Source organism: Marinobacter sp. (genome assembly GCF_044799475.1).
Lineage (GTDB): Bacteria > Pseudomonadota > Gammaproteobacteria > Pseudomonadales > Oleiphilaceae > Marinobacter.
This window is the reverse complement of record NZ_CP085217.1, coordinates 1,434,135-1,455,039: the sequence shown is the minus strand read 5'-3', so window position 1 is coordinate 1,455,039 and position 20,905 is coordinate 1,434,135. Positions and strand designations below refer to the sequence as shown.

General features: G+C 58.8%; 20 protein-coding genes. 8 read left to right on the top strand and 12 right to left on the bottom strand.

The features are described from left to right. Positions 1-59: 59 nt before the first annotated feature. Entirely contained in the window at positions 60-386 is a 327-nt protein-coding gene (trxA, locus tag LG327_RS06790; protein ID WP_404367583.1) for a thioredoxin TrxA, read from the bottom strand. Positions 387-764: 378 nt separating this feature from the next. Here trxA and ppx point away from each other — a divergent pair, with 378 nt between their 5' ends. Then, positions 765-2,279, top strand: coding sequence for an exopolyphosphatase (gene ppx, locus LG327_RS06785; RefSeq protein ID WP_404367580.1), 1,515 nt, complete (start codon positions 765-767; stop codon positions 2,277-2,279). Here ppx and LG327_RS06780 read toward each other — a convergent pair whose 3' ends face one another. Then, a complete protein-coding gene (locus LG327_RS06780) occupies positions 2,280-4,229 on the bottom strand; it encodes an ATP-binding cassette domain-containing protein (RefSeq protein WP_404367577.1) in 1,950 nt (649 codons plus the stop codon). 151 nt (positions 4,230-4,380) lie between these two features. Here LG327_RS06780 and LG327_RS06775 point away from each other — a divergent pair, with 151 nt between their 5' ends. From LG327_RS06775 to LG327_RS06765, 3 genes are all read left to right on the top strand, one after another. Continuing rightward, complete coding sequence (locus LG327_RS06775) at positions 4,381-4,941, top strand: TIGR02444 family protein (protein WP_404367574.1); 561 nt, start codon at positions 4,381-4,383, stop codon at positions 4,939-4,941. After that, positions 4,938-5,321, top strand: a complete 384-nt coding sequence (locus LG327_RS06770) for a DUF4124 domain-containing protein (RefSeq protein WP_404367571.1) — start codon at positions 4,938-4,940, stop codon at positions 5,319-5,321. Before LG327_RS06775 ends, LG327_RS06770 begins: the two co-directional genes overlap by 4 nt. 116 nt (positions 5,322-5,437) lie before the next feature. Further along, positions 5,438-6,139 carry an FKBP-type peptidyl-prolyl cis-trans isomerase gene (locus LG327_RS06765; protein ID WP_404367568.1) on the top strand — a complete coding sequence of 234 codons (702 nt, stop codon included), beginning with the start codon at positions 5,438-5,440 and terminating at the stop codon, positions 6,137-6,139. Positions 6,140-6,194: 55 nt separating this feature from the next. Here LG327_RS06765 and rsd read toward each other — a convergent pair whose 3' ends face one another. Both rsd and LG327_RS06755 read right to left on the bottom strand, forming a co-directional pair. Next, positions 6,195-6,677: a sigma D regulator gene (gene rsd / locus LG327_RS06760; protein WP_404367565.1), complete on the bottom strand. Its 483-nt coding sequence runs from the start codon at positions 6,675-6,677 to the stop codon at positions 6,195-6,197. Positions 6,678-6,771: 94 nt separating this feature from the next. Further along, the gene (locus LG327_RS06755; protein WP_404367562.1) at positions 6,772-7,281 is read right to left on the bottom strand and encodes a disulfide bond formation protein B; all 510 of its coding nucleotides are present in this window, start codon (positions 7,279-7,281) and stop codon (positions 6,772-6,774) included. 134 nt (positions 7,282-7,415) lie between these two features. Here LG327_RS06755 and LG327_RS06750 point away from each other — a divergent pair, with 134 nt between their 5' ends. After that, positions 7,416-7,868, top strand: a complete 453-nt coding sequence (locus LG327_RS06750; protein ID WP_404367559.1) for a flagellar basal body-associated FliL family protein — start codon at positions 7,416-7,418, stop codon at positions 7,866-7,868. A gap of 36 nt (positions 7,869-7,904) precedes the next feature. Here the strand turns inward: LG327_RS06750 and rmf are convergent, their stop codons facing one another. The 4 genes from rmf to LG327_RS06730 all read right to left on the bottom strand — a co-directional run bounded on the left by rmf (position 7,905) and on the right by LG327_RS06730 (position 14,031). Next, positions 7,905-8,117: a ribosome modulation factor gene (gene rmf, locus LG327_RS06745; RefSeq protein ID WP_404367557.1), complete on the bottom strand. Its 213-nt coding sequence runs from the start codon at positions 8,115-8,117 to the stop codon at positions 7,905-7,907. 137 nt (positions 8,118-8,254) lie between these two features. Beyond that, on the bottom strand, positions 8,255-9,808 hold the full coding sequence (gene gshA, locus LG327_RS06740) for a glutamate--cysteine ligase (RefSeq protein ID WP_404367554.1): 1,554 nt from the start codon (positions 9,806-9,808) through the stop codon (positions 8,255-8,257). 75 nt (positions 9,809-9,883) lie between these two features. After that, positions 9,884-12,229, bottom strand: a complete 2,346-nt coding sequence (locus LG327_RS06735; RefSeq protein WP_404367551.1) for a Tex family protein — start codon at positions 12,227-12,229, stop codon at positions 9,884-9,886. Between the two features lie 86 nt (positions 12,230-12,315). After that, positions 12,316-14,031: an EAL domain-containing protein gene (locus tag LG327_RS06730; protein ID WP_404367549.1), complete on the bottom strand. Its 1,716-nt coding sequence runs from the start codon at positions 14,029-14,031 to the stop codon at positions 12,316-12,318. 193 nt (positions 14,032-14,224) lie between these two features. On the opposite strand from LG327_RS06730, the gene rep reads away from it, so the two are divergent. Next, entirely contained in the window at positions 14,225-16,243 is a 2,019-nt protein-coding gene (rep, locus tag LG327_RS06725; protein WP_404367546.1) for a DNA helicase Rep, read from the top strand. 83 nt (positions 16,244-16,326) lie between these two features. Here the strand turns inward: rep and LG327_RS06720 are convergent, their stop codons facing one another. Then, positions 16,327-16,740 (bottom strand): c-type cytochrome, encoded by a 414-nt coding sequence (locus LG327_RS06720; protein ID WP_404369270.1) that lies wholly within the window; start codon positions 16,738-16,740, stop codon positions 16,327-16,329. A 205-nt stretch (positions 16,741-16,945) separates the two neighbouring features. Between LG327_RS06720 and LG327_RS06715 the strand changes: the two genes are divergently transcribed. Together LG327_RS06715 and LG327_RS06710 are read left to right on the top strand one after the other, a co-directional pair. Beyond that, positions 16,946-17,287 carry a hypothetical protein gene (locus LG327_RS06715; RefSeq protein ID WP_404367544.1) on the top strand — a complete coding sequence of 114 codons (342 nt, stop codon included), beginning with the start codon at positions 16,946-16,948 and terminating at the stop codon, positions 17,285-17,287. Positions 17,288-17,309: 22 nt separating this feature from the next. Continuing rightward, positions 17,310-18,437 (top strand): phospholipase A, encoded by a 1,128-nt coding sequence (locus LG327_RS06710; protein ID WP_404367541.1) that lies wholly within the window; start codon positions 17,310-17,312, stop codon positions 18,435-18,437. A gap of 53 nt (positions 18,438-18,490) precedes the next feature. Here LG327_RS06710 and LG327_RS06705 read toward each other — a convergent pair whose 3' ends face one another. The 3 genes from LG327_RS06705 to LG327_RS06695 form a co-directional block, all read right to left on the bottom strand. Beyond that, on the bottom strand, positions 18,491-19,849 hold the full coding sequence (locus LG327_RS06705; RefSeq protein WP_404367539.1) for a phosphomannomutase: 1,359 nt from the start codon (positions 19,847-19,849) through the stop codon (positions 18,491-18,493). 176 nt (positions 19,850-20,025) lie between these two features. Further along, the gene (gene bfr / locus LG327_RS06700) at positions 20,026-20,502 is read right to left on the bottom strand and encodes a bacterioferritin (protein ID WP_404367536.1); all 477 of its coding nucleotides are present in this window, start codon (positions 20,500-20,502) and stop codon (positions 20,026-20,028) included. 158 nt (positions 20,503-20,660) lie between these two features. Next, the gene (locus tag LG327_RS06695; RefSeq protein WP_404367533.1) at positions 20,661-20,867 is read right to left on the bottom strand and encodes a bacterioferritin-associated ferredoxin; all 207 of its coding nucleotides are present in this window, start codon (positions 20,865-20,867) and stop codon (positions 20,661-20,663) included. Positions 20,868-20,905: the final 38 nt, after the last annotated feature.

Sequence of the window (20,905 nt, the reverse complement as noted above, 5' to 3'; positions counted from 1 at the left end):
AAAACCGCCGGTGAACCTGGTTCACCGGCGGTTTCGCACTGATCAACCTGGAGGTCGAATCAGAGGTTGCTGTCGAGGAAAGCAGCCAGCTGAGACTTTGACAGGGCCCCCACCTTGGTAGCATCCACATTGCCGTTCTTGAACAGCATCAGAGTGGGAATGCCACGAATATTGAACTTGGGCGGAGTCTGCTCGTTTTCATCGATGTTCAGCTTGCAGATCTTCAGCTTGCCTTCGTATTCATCGGCAATCTCTTCCAGTACCGGCGCAATCATCTTGCAGGGTCCACACCACTCAGCCCAGTAATCCACCAGTACCGGAGTGCTCGCCTGCAGAACTTCCTCGTCGAAGGATGCATCAGTTACGTTTACGATATTTCCGCTCATTGCTTTTCCCTGATTCTGGCGCCTGCCTGACATTCCGGATGCCGGACAGCGCGTTCATTCTGTTGACCGGTGCCGTTTGTGCCTGCGGGCCACCATGAAAGCTTCATTACATTAACCAATACTTTACGCGATTGCTCTGCGTTCTGTGAAGCAATTCCCCGAAATCCCTGTGAGTCGATCTTCGAGCCCGACGGCAACGCCACCCCGCCGGCCTCTCCTGCGGCGCTACTGACAGCCCGATGATGTTTGGCTTATAGTACCGCTGACAACATCGCCAGGTACCCGGTAACTGTACCCGTTAACCCAGGATCGCCGGCCCATCAACACTATCGCCAGCCCATCAACACTATAGGGCCCGACAAGAGGATTTCAACACACGTGACGGCCGTATCGAACGCCTCCCCGCCAGCACTCCTGGCAGCCATCGACATGGGTTCCAACAGTTTCCACATGGTGGTTGCACGGCTGGTCGGCAGTGAAATCCGCACCCTCGAAAGAATGGGCGAAAAGGTACAGCTCGGCGCCGGACTGGATACCAACAACAACCTCACCGAAGAAGCCCAGCAGCGCGCCCTCGACTGCCTGAGCCGGTTTGCCCAGAGGCTTGGCGGCATGCCACCGGAGGCAGTTCAGGTAGTGGGCACCAACGCTCTGCGGGTCGCGCGCAACTCCCACCGTTTCCTGGCGCGGGCAGAAGAGCTGCTCGGTTACCCGGTTGAAATCATTGCTGGCAGAGAGGAAGCCAGGCTGATTTATCTCGGCGTCTCCCACACTCTTTCCGACGACGTTGGCCGGCGCCTGGTTATCGATATTGGCGGAGGCAGCACCGAGTTCATCATCGGGGAACGTTTCGAGGCGCTGGAGCTGGATAGCCTGCATATGGGCTGCGTGTCATTTCGCAACCTGTATTTCAGTGAGGGCAAAATAACGCGACGGCAGATGGACCGGGCCGTGACTCACGGGGCCCAGGAACTGCTGAACATCCGCCAACGCTTCCGCTCTCTGGGGTGGCAGAGTGCTGTGGGCTCCTCCGGCTCCATCAAGGCCATCTCGATGGTGCTTGCAACACTCAAGCTTACCAACGGCAGTATCACGCTGGTGGCCATGCGGGAACTCCGGCGTCGCCTGGTAGACATGGGCAGCACTGAAAAGCTGGGGGAACTGGGCGTGCGGGCAGACCGCCAGAGCATCTTCCCTGCAGGGTTTGCCATTCTGATGGCTGCCTTCGAATCCCTGGGCATCGAAGACATGACCTATGCCGACGGCGCCCTGAGAGAGGGTCTGCTGTACGATATCGCCGGACGCATCCAGCATGAGGATGTCCGGGACCGGACTATCCAGGGTCTGCAGGAGCGCTATCAGGTTGACCAGGACCACGCCCGGGCGGTGGAAGAAACTGCCGTAGCGGCCTTTGAACAGGTCGCGGACAGCTGGAACCTGAGAACACTGGCAGACGAAGAGGTTCTGCGCTGGGCCTGCCGCCTCCACGAAATCGGCCTGAGTATTTCCCACAGCCAGTATCACAAGCATGGCGCTTACCTGCTGCGCTACTCCGACCTGCCGGGTTTCAGCCAGCAGTTCCAGCGGGAACTGGCCACTCTGGTCAGGGGCCACAGGCGAAAGTTCTCTCCCGCCATCTTCGAGGCCATCGACAACCCGGAGGACATCCGCAGACTGAGATACCTCTGCATTCTGATCCGGCTGGCGGTTCTGCTTCAACACCCCCGCAATCAGGAGGCACCGCCGGATTTCCGCCTGGAAGCCCAGGGCGACAGGCTCACTGTCCACTTTCCGAAAAACTGGCTTGACCACCGCCCCCTGACACGCGCCGACCTGGATAACGAAAGGGACTATCTGGCCCGCCAGAACATCGAATTTTCCGTGGTCACCTGATCATGAGGCCATGACACCTTCTGATTCCAGAGCCTCCATCTCTTCCACCACCGCAAGCCACTCTTCCTCGGTATCCGCAATACCGGTCTTGAGGCCTGTCTGCTGATCCAGAAGATCCCGGAGCGCCGATTTGTTGGCGTCGTCGTAAATCGAGGGCGAAGCCAGTGCTGACTCCACTTCCACAAGCTTGTGCTGGAGGGTATCAAGCTGAGCCTCAAGGGCCGCCTGGCGCTTGCGCAAAGGACTGAGTCTTTTTCGAAGGTCGGCTTCTGCCCGCTTGCGGGATTTGCGGTCATCCGCGTTTTCGCCCACCGGCTCGGCTTCACTCGGGCGGGTCTGGGGCCCACCCGGCTCCCTGCGCGGGGCTTCGCTATCGTCCCGCCGGCGATCCGCCAGCCAGCGCTCATAGTCCTCCAGGTCACCCTCGTAGTCTTTCACGCGGCCATCATTGACCAGCCAGAAGCCATCGACTGTGTTGCGAAGCAGGTGACGGTCGTGAGAGACCACCACAATGGCCCCGTCAAAATCCTGCAGGGCCATGGTCAGAGCCTGGCGCATTTCAAGATCGAGGTGGTTGGTGGGTTCATCGAGCAGCAGCAGATTGGGCTTTTGCCAGGCAATTATTGCCAGCGCCACCCGGGCTTTTTCACCGCCGGAGAACTGGCGGATGGCGGTGAGTGCCTCATTGCCATGGAAGTTAAACCCGCCCAGGAAATTGCGCACCTTCTGCTCCGATGCCCGCGGATCCAGACGCTGCAGGTGCAGGAAAGGGCTCGCATCCAGGTCCAGAGACTCCAGCTGATGCTGCGCAAAGTAGCCGATCTTCAGGTGTTCGCCGGCAGTCCGTTCACCGGACATCAGAGTGCCTGCGCCCCGGAGGGCATCCATCAGGGTCGACTTGCCGGCGCCATTGGGCCCCAGCAGGCCGACCCGGCTGCCGGGCATGAGGCTCAGGTTAAGGCCCCGCAACAGCACCACATCGCCGTGACCCGCCTCCCCGTGGCGGATCGAAAGAAGAGGGCTTGAAACCTTGTCCGCTACCGGAAACCGGAAATTGAAGGGAGAGTCAACGTGAGCGGGAGCGATGCGCTCCATGCGCTCCAGGGCTTTTACCCGGCTCTGGGCCTGACGGGCCTTGGTCGCCTGGGCCCGAAACCTGTCTATGAAACGCTGAATCTGCTCAATCTCCGCCTGCTGTCGCTCGTAACCCGCCTGCTGCTGGGCCAGACGTTCACTGCGCTGGCTTTCGAAATCTGTAAAGTTGCCGGTGTAGGAGACCAGCCGGCGCTGGTCGAAATGCACCACCTGTGTTGCCACGCGATCCATGAAATCCCGGTCATGGGAAATGAAAAGCAGAGTGCCAGGATAGCGGCCCAGCCAGTTTTCAAGCCAGAGACAGGCATCCAGATCCAGGTGGTTGGTGGGCTCATCCAGCAGCAGCAGGTCGGATGGCCGCATCAGGGCCTGGGCCAGATTGAGGCGGATCCGCCAGCCTCCGGAGAAGGATGACACGGGGCGATCGGCATCCTCATCGGAAAAGCCGAGCCCTCTGATCAGGGCTTCGGCGCGACGGGCAGCTGACCAGGCCTCGTGAATATCCAGTTCGCCATGGACCCGCGCCATGGCATGGTCGTCTCCCGCAGCTTCAGCCCGGGCAAGTTCCCGCTCAAGGCGACGGAGTTCGATATCCCCGTCAAGCACAAAGTCCCGGGCGCTGCGGCTGGAGGCAGCCACTTCCTGTGCCATGTGGGCGATGCGGCAGCCTCCCGGCAGGGACACACTCCCGTGCTCGGGTGACAGCTGCCCCAGGAGGAGCTGGAAAAGACTCGACTTTCCCGCCCCGTTGGCGCCGACGATAGCGGCACGCTGGCCCGGCTGTATGGTAAGGCTCGTGTGTTCTAGCAACCACACGCCACCCCGTTGTAGACTGAGTTCGTTTATTGAGAGCATGTCGGCATTCTATCAGGGAACCTTCCGCGCCTGTTATCGTCCTATGGGTATCGGTCATTGCCTGCCGGAAGATCGGGGTGGCCCGTTCACTCTGACAATAGTGAATTTACCCATTATCTGAAACCCAGGCCCCGGCCGGACCAGGAATGTCATGACAGCGGCAGAATTGCTGAGCAAACAGGAGCTTCAACCGGACTCGCCCCTGTGGCGGTTTGCGATCCGCCTCTGGCAACACGGGGAAATCAGTGAACTGTGCCTGAGGCTTCAGGACCGGGGCTGGCGTGTCACAGCAGTACTCTGTGCCAGCTGGCTTGCAAGCCGGGGTCAGGCCTTCGACGAGGAACCCTCCGAGGTTCCTGAGTGGCGGCGGCAGATCACCAGCCCACTCAGGGCAATGCGTAAGGCCCTGCCCAAAGATTCTGGTGCCGGGGCGGAACTGAGGGCCAGCCTGGCGCAGGCCGAACTTGAGGCTGAAAAACTCGAACTGGCGCTGGCCTTCGCCGCACTGACTCACCCAGCGCCAGGCAACATCCGGAATACGGAGACCCTGGCGGCACTGCTGGAGCGGAATATCAGGCGAGCAGCGCCTGAGGACAATAACAATGAGGCAGGCAGGGATTATGAGACGGACAGAACCACGGAAGATCTGGTGAACGCACTCTGCCATGCCATGGAACAGCATCTGACCACTGCGCGGGACTCAGCCGGATGATCATGCGCTGGCTGTTCCGTCTCGCCTTCCCTGCACTGGGCTTGCTGCTGGTGCTGATTTTTTTCGGGATCAATGATTCCGATGTAAGCAGCCCTTCTGATGGCACAAGTGCGGATGCTGTCATTCCGTCCTTCGAGGGAGAAGTACCCCCGCCGCTTCCGGATGAGGGGCCGGAGATAGTATTTAAATGGCGCGATACTGAGGGCAACTGGCATTACGCCGACCGGCCGCCGGATCAGGGAACGTGGAATGCCCTTGCCATAGAGCCGGCCCCGGGCAAAGACGGCCCCTTTGCCAGGAGAGCTGAAGACGACGACTGGACGTCTCCCTACTCGGCGCCCTTCCACCTGGACACCCCCGATTCCCGCAACGATTCCTGAAGGCTCGGCCGGTTCCGGGCATCATATCCTTACGGCTTCTTTAGTGGCGTCCGCAGGCCAAACCGGTTAACGTTTCCAACTCCAATGACAATGCAAACTGAGTGAAGGACGTTTTCATGAAAAAGACCTTAATCGCCCTGGCCGTGACCGGTGTCATAGGCGGCGGCATCCTGAGCACCCTGGCCATGGCCGAACCCGCCCTCAAGACGGACGATGAAAAAGTGAGCTATGGCATGGGTCTTGTGTTGGGCGAGCGGATGCGGAATGACCTGCCGGACCTCGAGATCGAACAGTTCATTCAGGGCATCCGACATGCCAACGCTGGCGGCGAAGAGGCGCGGATGACCACGGAGGAAATCCAGGCAGCCCTGCAGAGCTACCAGAAGAAGCTGCAGGCTGAACAGATGAAGGAAATGGAGAATCTGGCAGAAAAGAACAGGGCAGCTGGCAGGGCCTACCTTGAGGAAAATGCCGAGCGGGACGAAGTGAAAACCACCGCCTCGGGACTGCAGTATGAAATCATTGAAAAAGGCGACGGCCCGCAGCCCACAGCCGAAGACCAGGTACAAGTGCATTACACAGGAAAACTGCTGGGTGGCGAGGTTTTCGACAGCTCCCGCGAACGCGGCGAGCCGGTAACCTTCGGTCTGTCACAGGTGATTCCAGGCTGGACAGAGGGGCTGCAGCTGATGAAGGAAGGGGCGCGCTACAAGCTCTACATTCCTTCAGATCTCGCTTATGGCCCGGGCGGCAACCGCTCGATCGGGCCCAATGAAACCCTGATATTCGACGTGGAGCTGCTCAAGGTCAATCCCTGAAGCATGACCCTCTTTCCGGGTTCCCTGCGAGACACAGGACCCGGAAAGCTTTCGGTCAGGCGGAGGACATCACCTCATCAGCGTGCACGTTGTGCAGGTGCTCTATCAGGAAGTCCTCCATCTCAAAACGGCTTTCCAGACTTTCCCCAAGCTTCGAAAGGCTTTCAAACAGCGGCGCAGAGTCCTTTTCGTCAAGCCCTGCCTGCTCGGCCAGATCGTTGAACGCCAGAGCCGTTTCCGTGGTCCGCTCGATACGTGGATAGACCCGCGCTGCCAGTTCCAGGCCGCCGTCATCAAACTCCTTGGCCTCCTGGATCAGCTGTTCATAGATCTCGAAATGACCCGCCGAAACATAGTCCAGCAGGACCTCGCAAAGCTGGTCGAACCCGGTTTTCAGGGCTTCACTGCCAATCCCGGCATCGGCACCGGTGAGATCACAGTAGTGCACAATCAACTGCTGACGCTCCTTCAGCCAGCGGTCAATCAGTTCGCTGACGCCACCCCAACGTTCTCTGGCATTGCGGCAATTATCTAACATGAAGCCTCCCGGTCTCGCACAAAGCATTTCTTCTTTTGAACTGCCACAAAGTTACCCTGGCCCAGGGTATGGCGGCAAGAAACATGTGACCCGTTTACCATTCTTTACGGCGACGTGAACCACTGAAGAACCCGAACATCAGCGCCAGCCCCGTCACCAGAACCACTGCGAAGAACAGGGCGCTCCAGCCAGCTATGCTGAGCCCCATGAACTGCCAGAGAACCTTTGCACAGTCTCCGGTTCCGCGCAGCGCTGTCGCCAGCACTTCAAACAGCGGCAGCACGTCGAGCAGATACTCTACGGAGGGCCCACAGGCGGGCACCTGGTCTTCCGGCAGGCTCTGCAACCAGAGCTGACGCCCGGCGATACCCAGCCCGGCGCCGGCAAACAGAACCGTGAACAGACCGTAGACCCGGTTGCCCCAGCCATGGGGGCCGTGGAGAGCCCCCAGCAGGCTGATCAGACCCACCCCGATGAATGCATAGCGCTGCAGCCAGCAGAGCGGACAGGGCTCCAGCCCCATGACGTACTCCATGTAAAAAGCGACGGACAGCAGTCCGGCACAGAGCATGAAAATCAGGGAAAAAATCAGTCTACTGCTCAAGAAGACACCTCATATCCGGGCGGGACGGCCGTGTCATGGCTGCAACAGCCGCGCTGGCCTGCTATTCTCTGGATAGTCGGCAGATACCGACAACGTTCGATACTTAACCGCAAACCTCAAAGAACTGCAAGCTTATGATCCCAAAAGCGAATAGCTTTTTCTGGCTGTTTTTCGCCATGCTTTTCACGGCCCTGGCAGGCATCGCCCATGCCGATGAAAACAAAGAAGAAACTGCTGAAGACGAAGAGGCCGCACCGAAAACAACCCTGTACATAAACATGGAACCTGCTTTCGTGACCCATGTAGGCCCACCGGGAGAGAAGCTGACCTACCTCAAGGCGGACGTAACCCTGCGAGCATCGTCTCCAGAAGCAGAGGACGCCGTAGAGGCACACATGCCAAGGCTGAGGCACGAATTTATCACCATGGTAGGCAATCAGACAGACGTGGATTTTCTGACGTCCAGCGAAGGCAAGCAGGCATTGCGGGAGATGGCGCTACAGCGGATCAACAGCGTTCTCGAGGAGCAGCAGACAGGCGTTCAGATTGATGACGTGCTGTTCACGTCATTTGTGGTCCAGCGCTGAGGCAGTTCCACCAGCTTTCGGTGGCGGGCACAGGTGTCAAGCTATGCGCCCGATCACATCGAGCTCGGCTGTTTTCCGGGCCTGGGCTTCGCGCCCATCCTCCCAGCCGGCTTCCCAGGCTGCAATCACCACCTCACCCCGATAGGGGCAGCGGTCCCGCGCCATGTTCATCGATGCCGCCATCAGCCCCTGGCGATAGGCCTTGTTGAGAGAGTCAACGTCCCAACCCAATTTGATGTCTCTGGCCATGACAGCCTCCGTTATCGCCACTAAAGCGCGGGTGCGGGATGCACCCTGTAACAAAAGCTAACAGTGGCTACACAGAGTAACAACCAGCTATCGCGGAACTGTGCGTCAGGTCCGGTTCACCCGTGAACCAGACCGCGTCATGACGCCAGATAGTGTTCGAGAAAGTCCTCAAAAGACAGGGTGTCAGAGTCTTCCATTGCCTGCTGCTCACTCACCGACTGGCGGGCCATCTGCTCGAAGACCTGGCGGGTCTGCTCGCTCAGCAGATCACTCCGCAACGTCTCCTGATGCTGGCGGGCCATGCCCCTACTCCACTCCAGATGTCCCTGGCCTGCTTCCGCCATGGCCCCTAGCACCCGTGCAGACGGCAACAGGGATGGATCATCCAGCTTCGCCTTCTGGGCGGTGAGCGCTCGTTCATATTTGCTGCCGCCTTCCCACTCATCCAGCAGCTGCGCCAGCGGTGCCAACTGCTCCACGAGGCTTCCCGCTTCTTCGAGGACCGTGGCCCTGTGTCCGTCAAAGCCCAGGGTCAGACCGGCTTCCCGTCCGCGGCTGATCACTTCCTTGTAATTGCAGTCCAGGGTTCTGCACTCGGAATCGGAAATCACGTCACTTTCTGAAAGCAGGCAGTCGAGCAGGAACAGGTCAAGAAAGTCCACCTGGGTTTCGCTGATGCCCGTGGCTGAAAAGGGATCAAGGTCAAGGCAGCGAACTTCGATGTACTCGACGCCTCTGGCAGAGAGCGCCTGTATTGGCTTCTCTTCCCGTTCAGTGTTGCGCTTCGGTCGCACAGCGCTGTAATACTCATTCTCAATCTGCAGAATGTTGGTGTTTATCTGAATAAACTGGCCATTCCGCTTGGTCCCAATAGCCTCGTAAGGCGGCCATGGGGTATGGATCGCCCGGTCCAGAGTGTTGATATAGGTGTCCAGCTGGTTGAAACAGATATCCAGCGAAGACTGGGCATTATTGTGATAACCCAGGTCCCCCATGCGCAGGGAGGTGGCATGCTCGCCCTGCAGGGAATCCTTGCCAAACGGGGAGAGATCATGGGAGACCCCTTTAACAAAACTTGCATCCAGAGCCGGTGAAGCACCGAACAGCAACATCAGCAGCCAGCTCCGGCGCCGGAAGTTGCGAATCAGCCAGAAATACTGCTGGGATTTGAAGTCTCGCAGCTTCTGATCATCCCCCATGGCCTGCTGCCAGAATTCCCAGAAAGTATCCGGGAGGGACAGATTGTAATGGGTGCCAGCAATGCTCTGCATCATTCGGCCATACCGGACGGCGAGACCCTGGCGATATACGTGCTTGAGCCGACCGATATTGGAGCTGCCGTATTCAGCAATGGGGATGCTGGCATCACCGTCCAGCCGGCAGGGCATGCTGGCAGGCCATAACAGCTCGTCGCCAAGGTGGGACTGCACAAATCGGTGGATGTCCGCCAGCGAGCCCAGAAGCTCTTCTGTATTGCTGCACACAGGCGTGATGAGCTCCAGCAGCGCCTCTGAATAGTCCGTGGTGATCCGGGGGTTGGTCAGGGCTGAGCCCAGCCCCTCCGGATGCGGGGTCTGGGCGATAAAGCCATCCTGATCGACCCGAAGACCTTCCTTTTCAACACCTTTCAGGAAGCCGTCCCATTGCTGTGATGAAAGCTGCTGGAACAGTTGCTGACGGGATACGCCCATGAATGACTCCTGTAAAACCCTGCCGGGACAAGCGCCGGCGACACAGGCCTTTGCTATCAGGCTGCTGGATTGAGATTAATGCTTCTCTTTGCGGGCCGATGCCAGTGCCTGGGCAAGTGCGCCCGCCATGGCACCCTGTCCGGCGCTGGCATCGCTGCCCGGCCGGCCTTTTCGGTCCGCCGGGCGGCGCTCCTGCTGCCCGCGCGGGCGTGCCTCAGGGCGCGTACTGCCGGCTTCCGGGGCGGCAGGCTGATCATCCAGCCGCATGGTCAAAGCGATACGCTTGCGGGGTATGTCCACATCCATGACCTTCACTTTGACGATATCACCCGCCTTGACCACTTCCCGGGGATCCTTCACAAAGCTGTGAGAAAGCGCCGAAATGTGCACAAGACCGTCCTGATGCACGCCGATGTCCACGAAGGCGCCAAAGTTGGTCACGTTGGTGACAGTGCCCTCCAGAGTCATACCCTGCTCCAGATCCTTCAGGGTTTCCACGCCTTCCTGGAAGGTGGCGAACCTGAATTCCGGCCGCGGATCCCGTCCCGGCTTTTCAAGTTCGGCCAGAATATCCTTTATGGTGGGCAGCCCGAACTTTTCGGTCACGTAATCATTCGGATTCAGGGATCTGAGGAAGCTGGCATCGCCAACAATCCGGGCAATATCCCGGCCGCTGCGCGCAGCAATGGCCTGCACCACCCCATAGGCTTCCGGATGAACCGACGACCGGTCAAGGGGATTCTCGCCCCCGGCAATCCGCAGGAACCCCGCCGCCTGCTCAAAGGTGCGGGCGCCCAGGCGGGCAACATCCATCAGCTGCCTGCGGGTGCGGAAAACGCCGTTGCGGTTGCGGAATTCAACAATATTCTCCGCCGTGGTCTGATTCAGACCGGACACCCTGGCCAGCAGCGGAATGGATGCCGTATTCAGATCCACGCCTACGGCGTTTACACAGTCCTCCACCACCGCGTCAAGGCTGCGGGCCAGCTGGACCTGGGACACGTCGTGCTGATACTGGCCCACGCCAATGGACTTGGGCTCGATCTTGACCATTTCCGCCAGCGGATCCTGCAGCCTGCGGGCGATGGAGACAGCACCACGGATGGTCACATCCAGATCCGGCAGTTCCCGGGAGGCAAACTCGGAGGCGGAGTAGATAGAGGCGCCGGACTCACTGACCACAATCTTTGCCAGATTGAGCTCGGGATAGCGCTTCATCAGGTCTGCGGCAAGCTTGTCCGTCTCCCGTGAAGCGGTCCCATTGCCTATGGCGATGAGTTCGATTCTGTGCTCCCGGCACCATTTCGCCAGCTGCTCAATGGATTGATCCCATTTGTTCTGGGGGGCGTGCGGGAAAATGGCCCCATGGCCGCTGACCTGCCCGGTACCGTCGATAACAGCCACCTTGACGCCGGTGCGCAGCCCCGGGTCAAGACCCAGGGTTGGCCGCGGACCCGCTGGTGCAAGCAGCAACAGATCCTTGAGATTGGTGGCAAATACGTTGATGGCCTCGGTTTCCGCGGCCTCGCGTACCTGTGCCATCAGATCGGTTTCAATCTGCGTGGAAAGCTTTACCCGCCAGGTCCAGCGGACCACCTCCGTCAGCCAGCGATCTGCGGCCCGGCCGCTGTCACGGATCTTCCAGCGGGCAGCAATACGCTGCTCGGCAGGATGGGGCTGACGCCGGTCATCATCAGCATCGCCCACCACCAGGGTGTAGCTCAGTATGCCTTCGTTGCGACCGCGAAGAATCGCCAGTGCGCGATGCGAGGGCACCTTTTTCAGTGGTTCCACATGATCAAAATAATCCCGGAACTTGGCCCCTTCGGTTTCCTTGCCCCCGATCACACTGACCTTGAGCCGCCCTTCCTGCCAGATGAAACTGCGCAGGTCTCCCAGCAGTTCCGCATCTTCTGCGAAGCGTTCCATCAGGATGTGACGGGCGCCTTCAAGGGCTGCCTTGATGTCAGCGACACCGGCCTCCTCATTGAGATAACCGGCGGCCAAGGTCTCCGGATCCTGAGTGGGGTCGTCATAAAGCGTATCGGCAAGAGGCTCAAGACCCGCTTCCCGGGCGATCTGGGCCTTGGTGCGGCGCTTTGGCTTGTAGGGCAGGTAAAGATCTTCAAGGCGGTTTTTGGTATCCGCCATTGCAATGGAGTGGCGCAGCTCTTCCGTCAGCTTGCCCTGCTCATCAATGCTTCTGAGGACAGTGGCGCGGCGGTCTTCCAGTTCCCGCAGGTAACGCAGGCGTTCTTCCAGCATTCGCAGCTGGCTGTCATCCAGTGAACCGGTGACCTCCTTCCGATAGCGTGCAATGAAGGGCACAGTGGCGCCCCCATCCAGCATCTCGACGGTCGCCGTAACCTGCTGCTCCCGAACACCCAATTCATCCGCAATTCGCCTGGCAATACTGTTCATGCAACCTCATCTGTGATGCTGTCAGGAAAACACCGGGCAGGAAGAGTCCTGCGCTTCGCTAACTTAATGCGCAAAGGTACAGCGGCTTATTGCTGCAGGCAAGCGAGGCGGTTGCGGGCTTCGAGGAATTCAAGGAGATCCTTCCAGGGCATGGGGCGGGCATAGTAGTAACCCTGGACCTCGTCACACTGGTGCTGGCGCAGGAAATCAAGCTGACCTTCGGTTTCCACACCTTCCGCCACGGCACTCATCTGCAGACTGTGGGCCAGGCTGATAATGGCCCTGATAATGTGTTCTGCATCGGCAGAAACCCCCAGGGCCTGTACGAATGACTTGTCGATCTTGACCTGGGAAATGGGCAGATGCTGCAGATTGCTCAGGGAGGAAAAGCCCGTACCAAAGTCGTCAAGGGCAAAGCTGATGCCCAACTGGCTGAGCTCCCGCAGACAGCGCTGGGCGTATTCGGGATCATGCATCATGGCACTTTCGGTAAGTTCCAGCTCCAGCAGGCTGGTGTCCACATTGGCGTTGTAGATAATCCGGAAAATGGTCTCGGTCATCCGACGGTCATGGAACTGTCTGAAGGAGAGGTTCACGGCAAACACCAGCCCCGGATGCCCCATCTCTGCTGCGTCTTTCAGGCGTTCACATGCCTGCTCAATCACCCAGTAGCCGATGGGCACGATCAGGCCGCTGCGCTCGGCCGCGGGAATGAACTCGTCCGGCGGCACCAGAGTACCGTCGGGGTGGTTCCAGCGTAGCAGGCACTCCACCCCCCGGACCTCCCCTGTTATCAGATCGATCCGGGGCTGATAGTAGAGCTCCAGCTCGCCACCCCTGAGGGCTGTTCGCAGGTCGGCTTCCAGCCTGATCTGGCGACCGGCAGAGATGTGGAGCTGACGGCTGTAGAAACGGTAGCTGGTACCGGATTCCTGCTTGGCCTCGAACATGGCCCGATTGGCCCGGCGCAGCAGACTTTCCGGCGAATCACCGGCTTCCGGGAAGGTGGCCACCCCGAGGCTGGCACTGACGGCCACCTGCTGACCATCCACAGAGACAGGGTCATCCAGCGCCGCCACCACCTGCCGGATAACCTGCGTGATATCGGCGGAACCCTCAATACCCTCCAGAATGATGGCAAACTCATCGCCGCCGATCCGCATGAGGGAATCCTGCCGGCGGAGCACCTTTCTCAGACGCGCAGCCAGGGTAAGCATGAGCTGGTCCCCCAGCCGGTAGCCCAGGCTTTCATTGACAGCACGAAAGTCGTCAAGGTTTATGTGGAACAGCGCCAGGCGCTCACCCCTGCGTTCGGCCTGCAGCAGTGCTTCCTGCAGCCGGGCATAGAACAGGTCCCGATTGATGAAGCCGCTGGCTACCTCGGTCCGGGCCTGGCCCTGGGTGGACTCAATGACCTGTTGACGGTACCAGGCGCAGTGAACGGCCCGGCTCAGGCCCCACTCATCCAGCCGGCTTTTGCACAGATAATCCGCGGCGCCGTTGACCAGCATTTCCGGCGTCTTCCGGGACTCGGATTCGGCGCCCACTGCTACAACCGGCCTGTCATGGCTGGAAACGGCCAGATAGCGCAGAAAATCCAGCTCGGACCCCCCGTGAAGCCCACAATCCCAGATAATCACGTCGAAACGGGCGTGTCTGATCAGATCTTCACAGTCTGTCACCTCCGGGCACCAGGTAAGGTCCGGCAGAATCTCACGGCTGTTCCGCAGCAGGGACTCATACCAGAGAAACTCGGTCTCTTCGGGGGTCAGGACGAGGATTCGAACACTGCTGGGATCCATGGGGTCAGATTCTCGCTTGTGATTAACAGTCCGTGTCTCTGAAAAATCTGCTGGTCTGCATTCCACCCGCAAGCTGCGGAAATGACAATATTTTACAGGCACACGACAAGCATAGCTGATTGATGGTTGAGGTACAGGGCTGTCTCTGTCATGTAGAATCATATCCCTTCGATAATTCAGCAGCAGGCCATTTGTGACCCGACTCAACCCCCGCCAGCGCGAAGCCGTCCGCTATGTGGAAGGCCCACTGCTGGTCCTGGCAGGTGCTGGCAGCGGCAAAACCAGCGTGATCACCCGCAAGATGGCTTACCTTATCGAGCAGATAGGCATTCCCGGTCGTCATATTGCCGCCCTCACTTTTACGAACAAGGCCGCAAGAGAAATGAAGGAGCGGGTCACCCGCCTGGTGGACCGCAAGCTCGCCCGGGGTCTCACTGTATCCACGTTTCACAATCTGGGTCTGAACATTATCCGGGAAGAGCACAGTCACATTGGCTACCACCCGGGATTCTCGATATTCGATGCGGACGACGCGAAAGCCCTGCTGCAGGACCTGATGATGCGGGAAGCGAGCGCCGACGCCGGCGACGAGCTTTCCGACATCCAGATGACGATTTCCAGCTGGAAAAATGCCATGCGGGGACCATCCGACGCTCTCAGCAGGGCGGCGGATGAAAGGGAGCAGCGCATTGCCCTGGTCTACGCCCGCTATGTGGAATATCTCAAGGCCTACAATGCGGTGGATTTTGATGACCTGATCCTGCTGCCCGTGCAGCTGTTCCGCAACAACCCCGAGGTGCTGCAGAAATGGCGCCGCAAGATCCGTTATCTGCTGGTGGACGAGTACCAGGATACCAACCTGTGCCAGTACGAGCTGGTCAAGCTGATTGTGGCGGAACGCTCGGCGTTCACCGTGGTGGGCGATGACGACCAGTCCATCTACGCCTGGCGCGGTGCCCGGCCGGAAAACCTGGCCCAGCTCAAGACCGACTTCCCGAGCCTGAACATCATCAAACTGGAGCAGAACTACCGTTCCACCGGCCGCATCCTGCGCAGTGCCAACCTGGTGATTGCCAACAACCCCCATGTGTTTGAAAAGGCCCTGTGGAGCGACCACACCATCGGTGAGGAAATCCGCATCGTGCGATGCCGCAATGAGGATGCAGAGGCGGAGCGGATTGCCACGGAAATTCTCGACCAGAAACTGAAAAAGGGCCTCGGCTTCCGGGACTTTGCGGTGCTTTACCGGGGCAATCATCAGGCGCGGCTGCTGGAAATGAAGCTGCAGGGCTACAAGATTCCCTATCGCATATCCGGCGGTCAGTCATTTTTTTCCCGCAACGAGATCAAGGATGCCATGGGCTACCTGCGGCTTCTGGTCAATCCCAACGACGATGCCGCCTTTCTGCGGGTGGTGAATGTGCCCCGGCGGGAAATCGGCCCCCGTACCCTGGAGCAGCTCAGCCACTATGCACGCTCCCGCGATGTCAGCCTGTTCCGTGCCCTGGGTGATATGGGGGCCGAGTCCCATGTGGCTGAAAAGGGAATGGAGCGTCTCCGCCGTTTTTCCGACTGGGTGGACCGCACCTGCCAGCGCCTGCATCAGGAAGATCCGGTGCCGGTTATCAAGCAGCTGTTCACCGACATAGAGTACGAGGAATGGCTGCACCAGCATGCCGGCTCCCCCAAACAGGCAGAGCGGCGCATGGAGAACATCTGGTATCTGGTGGAGTCCATCAGAAAGATGCTGGACGACGGCAAGGGCACGGCAGATGAACTGGGCATCGAGGACGCCATCAGCCGGCTCATCCTGCGGGACCTGATGGAACAGAGGGAAGAAGAGGACGACAGCGACAAGGTTCAGCTGCTCACCCTCCATGCCTCCAAGGGCCTGGAATTCCCCCATGTGTTCATCATGGGCCTGGAGGAGGAAATTCTGCCGCACCGCAGCAGCATCGAGGAAGACAACGTAGAAGAAGAGCGGCGCCTGATGTACGTGGGGATTACCCGGGCCAGGGAAACCCTGACGCTCAGCTTCGCCGCCCAGCGGAGGCAGTATGGAGAAAAACTGGAAACCATTCCCAGCCGCTTCCTCGACGAACTGCCGGAAGACGACGTGAAGTGGGAAGGCATGGGCGACCTGGATGTTGAGGCCAACCAGAAAAAAGGCAAGGCCACCCTGAGCGCACTGCTTGGGGACCTGGGGGTCTGAACCGGAATACCGGAAATTACGGACACAAAAAAACCGGCAGCCAGGCCGGTTTTTTTGTGTCATCAGCCCAGTGGGGCTTTACATCACTCCAGCTCGGCCATCATGTACTCAACGGCCTTCTCGACTTCCTCATCGGAGCAGTTGCCACAACCACCTTTTGCCGGCATGGCGTTAAAACCATTGATGGCGTGGCTGACCAGGGTTTCCATGCCCTTGTCCATCCGGCCTTCCCACTCGGACTGGTTGCCGAGTTTCGGGGCGCCGGCAGCGCCGGTGTTATGACAGGCCTGACAGGCTGCTGCGTAGACTTCCTCACCGGAGCGGGGCTCCTCGTCTGCAGCCGCCGGTGCAGCAGACGCACCCTCCGCGCAGTCCTCACCCTCAAGACACACCTCGCCGACGGGAGCGATACGCGCCCGGACCTCATCTTCCACCGCCGCCAGCGCCACACCCGCGGTCAGGCTGATACCAAACAGTACAGCCGCCAGGATTTTCATTGTCTTCACAGTACACCTCTCATCAGAGCGTTATAAATTCTGTTGCCGCATTATAGCGACTGGAGTGGGCCAAAAAAACCAAAGTACCGGTTAGCATCCATTTTCCGCCTCTCCCAAGCCTTTCGGCCGCATTAATTCGGAGCCATGGACTAACGGTAACCTGCCGAAACCGTTACCATAATGCCCAAACCGAAGGAACTAAGCCATGGCTGTACAAAAAACCGGAGATCGCCCACCCCACCATCGCTGGCGAAAGCGCCTTCTCGTCGTGGAATTTGGTTCCCTGGCGGCGCTTCTGGCGTCCATGGTGATGCTGGCCGGCGCCGGCCAGGAGGGCTCTGCGCCCTCCCGCGGCTGGCTGCTGGTACCGGCCATTGCGAGCCTGCTGGTATTTCTGAGCTTTCTCGGCCTGATGTACCTGCGCTGGGTCCATGAGACAGGAGGCCATAGCCAATGGCGCCACAGGGTTACCTTTGGGCTGCTGACCCTGACACTTCTGGGGATCTGGATTTTTGGTATTGCCCGCACCTGGATCAGCATGGTGTGACCGATTTTCGCGGAGTTACCGGATGAAACCGATTGCAAAATATCTGGCGCTGGCGGTGGCCCTTGCAACCTCGCTGGCATCAGCACAGGGCAGGAACCTTGAAGGAAATGAACCCGACCTGGAAGATTGCGCCCTGATCTCCAGCGGTGTCCGTCGTCTGGCCTGCTACGACCATCTGACCGAGCCGCAGGAAGCCCGGGAGAATGCGAGTGAAAAGGAAATCGAGGCTGCCGAAGAAGCCACGGCCAACCTCGGCATCAATCAGGACGGCGAGGTTGATGAAACCGCAGACGTGAAATCAGACGAGGAAGACAGTCAGGACGAAGATGCCGGCGTGATGAAGGCATTCATGGAACGCTACGTGGCAACCGAGAAGGCGCTTTTTTCCTTTTCAGGCAGCTTTGTAACCCACCGTCCAACCTACATTCTGCCCGTCACCCACGCCCACGAGCCTAACCAGACTCCCAGCAGCCCCACCCTGGGCACCACAACCTTTGATGAACGACTGGACGACGAAGAAGCCAAATATCAGATCAGCTTCAAGATCCCATTGCTGACCGGCGTGCTTGATGACCGAACCACCCTGTGGTTCGGCTACACCCAGCTGTCTTTCTGGCAGGTATACAACAACGACAGCTCCAAGCCGTTTCGCGAAACCAATTACGACGTAGAGATCTTTGCCCGCTATCAGGCCAACATGGATTTTGGGCCCATCACACTTAGTGGCGCCTCGCTTGGAATCAGTCATCAGTCCAACGGCCGCTCTGAGCCGCAATCGAGAAGCTGGAACCGTCTTACCGGGTCGTTCGTATCAAGCTATGACCGCTGGCTGTTCATGCTGAACCCCTGGTACCGGATTCCCGAAGACAGCAAAGACGATGACAACCCGGATATCGAAAAATACCTGGGCCACGGCGATTTCTGGGCAGTTTACAAATGGAGCGAGAGCAAAACCCTTTCCCTCAAGCTGCGCAACAACCTGCGAACCGGAGATAACAAGACTTCGATCCAGCTTGGCTACAGCTTTCCCATGGGCGGCGACCTGAAGGGCTATGTGCAGTACTACGATGGCTACGGCGAGAGCCTGATCGACTACAATGAGCGCATCCAGCGCATCGGCGTAGGCGTCATGCTCAACGACTGGTTGTGAACGAACAGGCCCGGCCTTGTGCCGGGCCTGTGAATCACCTCCTGCGGTGCTGGCTAGCCGGCCCTGTCCAGGCGTTCCATTTCTTCCAGCAGTTCCTGTGTCTTTCTTTTCATCAGCGGGATATCGCCCCGGGATTCCACGTTCAGGCGCACAACCGGTTCTGTGTTGGACATACGCAGGTTAAAGCGCCAGTCGGCATATTCGATGCTCACCCCGTCCACGTGGCTGACGGAAATCGCCTCCGGCCCGTAGCGCTTCTCTATCGCCGAAATCACCGCAGGCGGGTCCTGGATGGTACGATTGATTTCGCCACTGGCGGGATAGGCTTCAATGCGGGCATCAATCAGTGACGACAGGGTCTGGCCCGACTGGCACAACCGCTCTGCCACCAGCAGCCAGGGAATCATTCCGCTGTCGCAGTAGGCAAAGTCACGAAAATAGTGATGGGCGCTCATTTCGCCGCCGTAGAGCGCGTCTTCATCCCGCATACGCTGCTTGATAAAGGCGTGGCCGGTTTTGCTTTCAATGGCCTCGCCACCGGCCGCTTTCACCAGATCCAGAGTGTTCCAGGTCAGCCGGGGGTCATGGATGATCTTGCCGCCGCCGGCCTTGCGCAGAAACTGGTCTGCCAGCAGGCCCACAATATAATAGCCCTCGATAAACCGGCCGTTTTCGTCAAAGAAAAAACAGCGGTCGTAATCGCCGTCCCAGGCGATGCCCATGGCAGCCCCACTTGCAATCACAGCCTGGGACGTCACAGCCCGGTTCTCCTCCACGATTGGATTGGGTACGCCATTGGGGAAATTGCCATCCGCTTCATGGTGCACCCGTTCAAAACTGAAAGGCAGATGGGGTTCCAGCGCATCCACCACCACGCCAGCCCCGCCATTGCCGGCGTTGACCACGATCTTCATTGGCTTCAGGGAGCTAGGGTCAATGTAACCCAGCAGATGGTCAATATAGGCCGCTTCAATCTCCAGGGGTTCAAATCTGCCTTGGCTGGGAGCGTCGGCAAAGGGCTCCAGTACCCTGTCCCGGATGGCATTCAGGCCGTTGTCCGAACTGATAGGTCTGGATTCGGGCCCTACCAGTTTCATGCCGTTGTGATCACGGGGATTGTGGCTGGCCGTCACCATGATGCCGCCATCCATCCGGTAATGGCTGGTGGCAAAATACACCTGCTCGGTGCCACAGAGGCCGATATCAAACACGTCGGCGCCGGCTGCCATCAGTCCGGAACTGAGGGCGCCCGCAATTTCCGGACTGGAGAGGCGGATGTCGTAGCCCACGATGACCTTTCTGGCCCCGGTAATGGCCACATAGGCCCGGCCGATCAGCTCGGCCAGCTTCGGGTTCAACTGATCCGGCACGCGGCCGCGCAGATCGTAAGCCTTGAAACAGGACAGATCCATTGCAGTCTCCTTGAGTCGTCCCTGGGGACAGTGAAAATAACGGCCGTAATTGTAACCCGTCATTCCGGCGGGTACAGCAGGGACAGAGGCAGAGTACTTCTGTAAAAATGCGCCAGGACGGCGGCAATGGGCTCTGGGGAAGGATGACGGCCCATGAAGGGCCGCCGGTCTGCCATCTAGCCGGCTGCGGAAGACTGCAGCTGGATATAATTCTGGATGCCCATTTTTCCGATCATGTCTAACTGGGTCTCAAGCCAGTCGATGTGCTCCTCCTCACTGTCGAGGATGTGCCGGAAAAGGGCGCGGCTGGTATAATCCTTCACTTCCTCGCAGTAGAGGATGGCGTCCTTGAGATCCTTGTGGGCAATAAGCTCGAGCTTGAGGTCACACTCGATCATTTCCTTGACGTTCTCACCGATCAGAAGCTTGTTGAGATCCTGCAGGTTGGGCAGCCCCTCGAGGAACAGAATGCGCTCAATCAGCTGGTCCGCATGCTTCATCTCATCGATGGATTCCTCGTACTCCTTCGCCGACAGATGAGTAATGCCCCAGTCCCGGTACATGCGCGAGTGGAGAAAGTACTGGTTGATTGCCGTCAGCTCATTTCCCAGCACCTTGTTGAGATGCTGTATAACCTTCTTGTCACCTTTCATGGCCTCTGGCCTCCTTTTCCTGTCCTGTTAATCCACCAAGGATAGGCCGATTGACCGTGATAAAAAACCGCAACAGTGAATGATTCCCACCGGAGGAATGGCGCAAAACATACAGCCAATGACTCCGGCGCGGCTGCGCCGGAAGAAAGCGTCAGGAATCAGGCTGGTTGAGCGAGCATATTGGCCAGATTGAAATAATCCCGGGACTGGGATTCACGGAGGATCTCCCGTGCCATGCAGGCACAGCGGCCACACTGGCGACCGACCCCAAGCTCTTTGCCGAGCTGGCGCATGGAAGTGCAACCATCTTCCGCAGCGGCGCGGATCTGATGGTCAGTAACACCTGTGCAGAGGCAGACGTACATAGGATTTTCTCACTCATCGATTAACCTGAGTGATAATT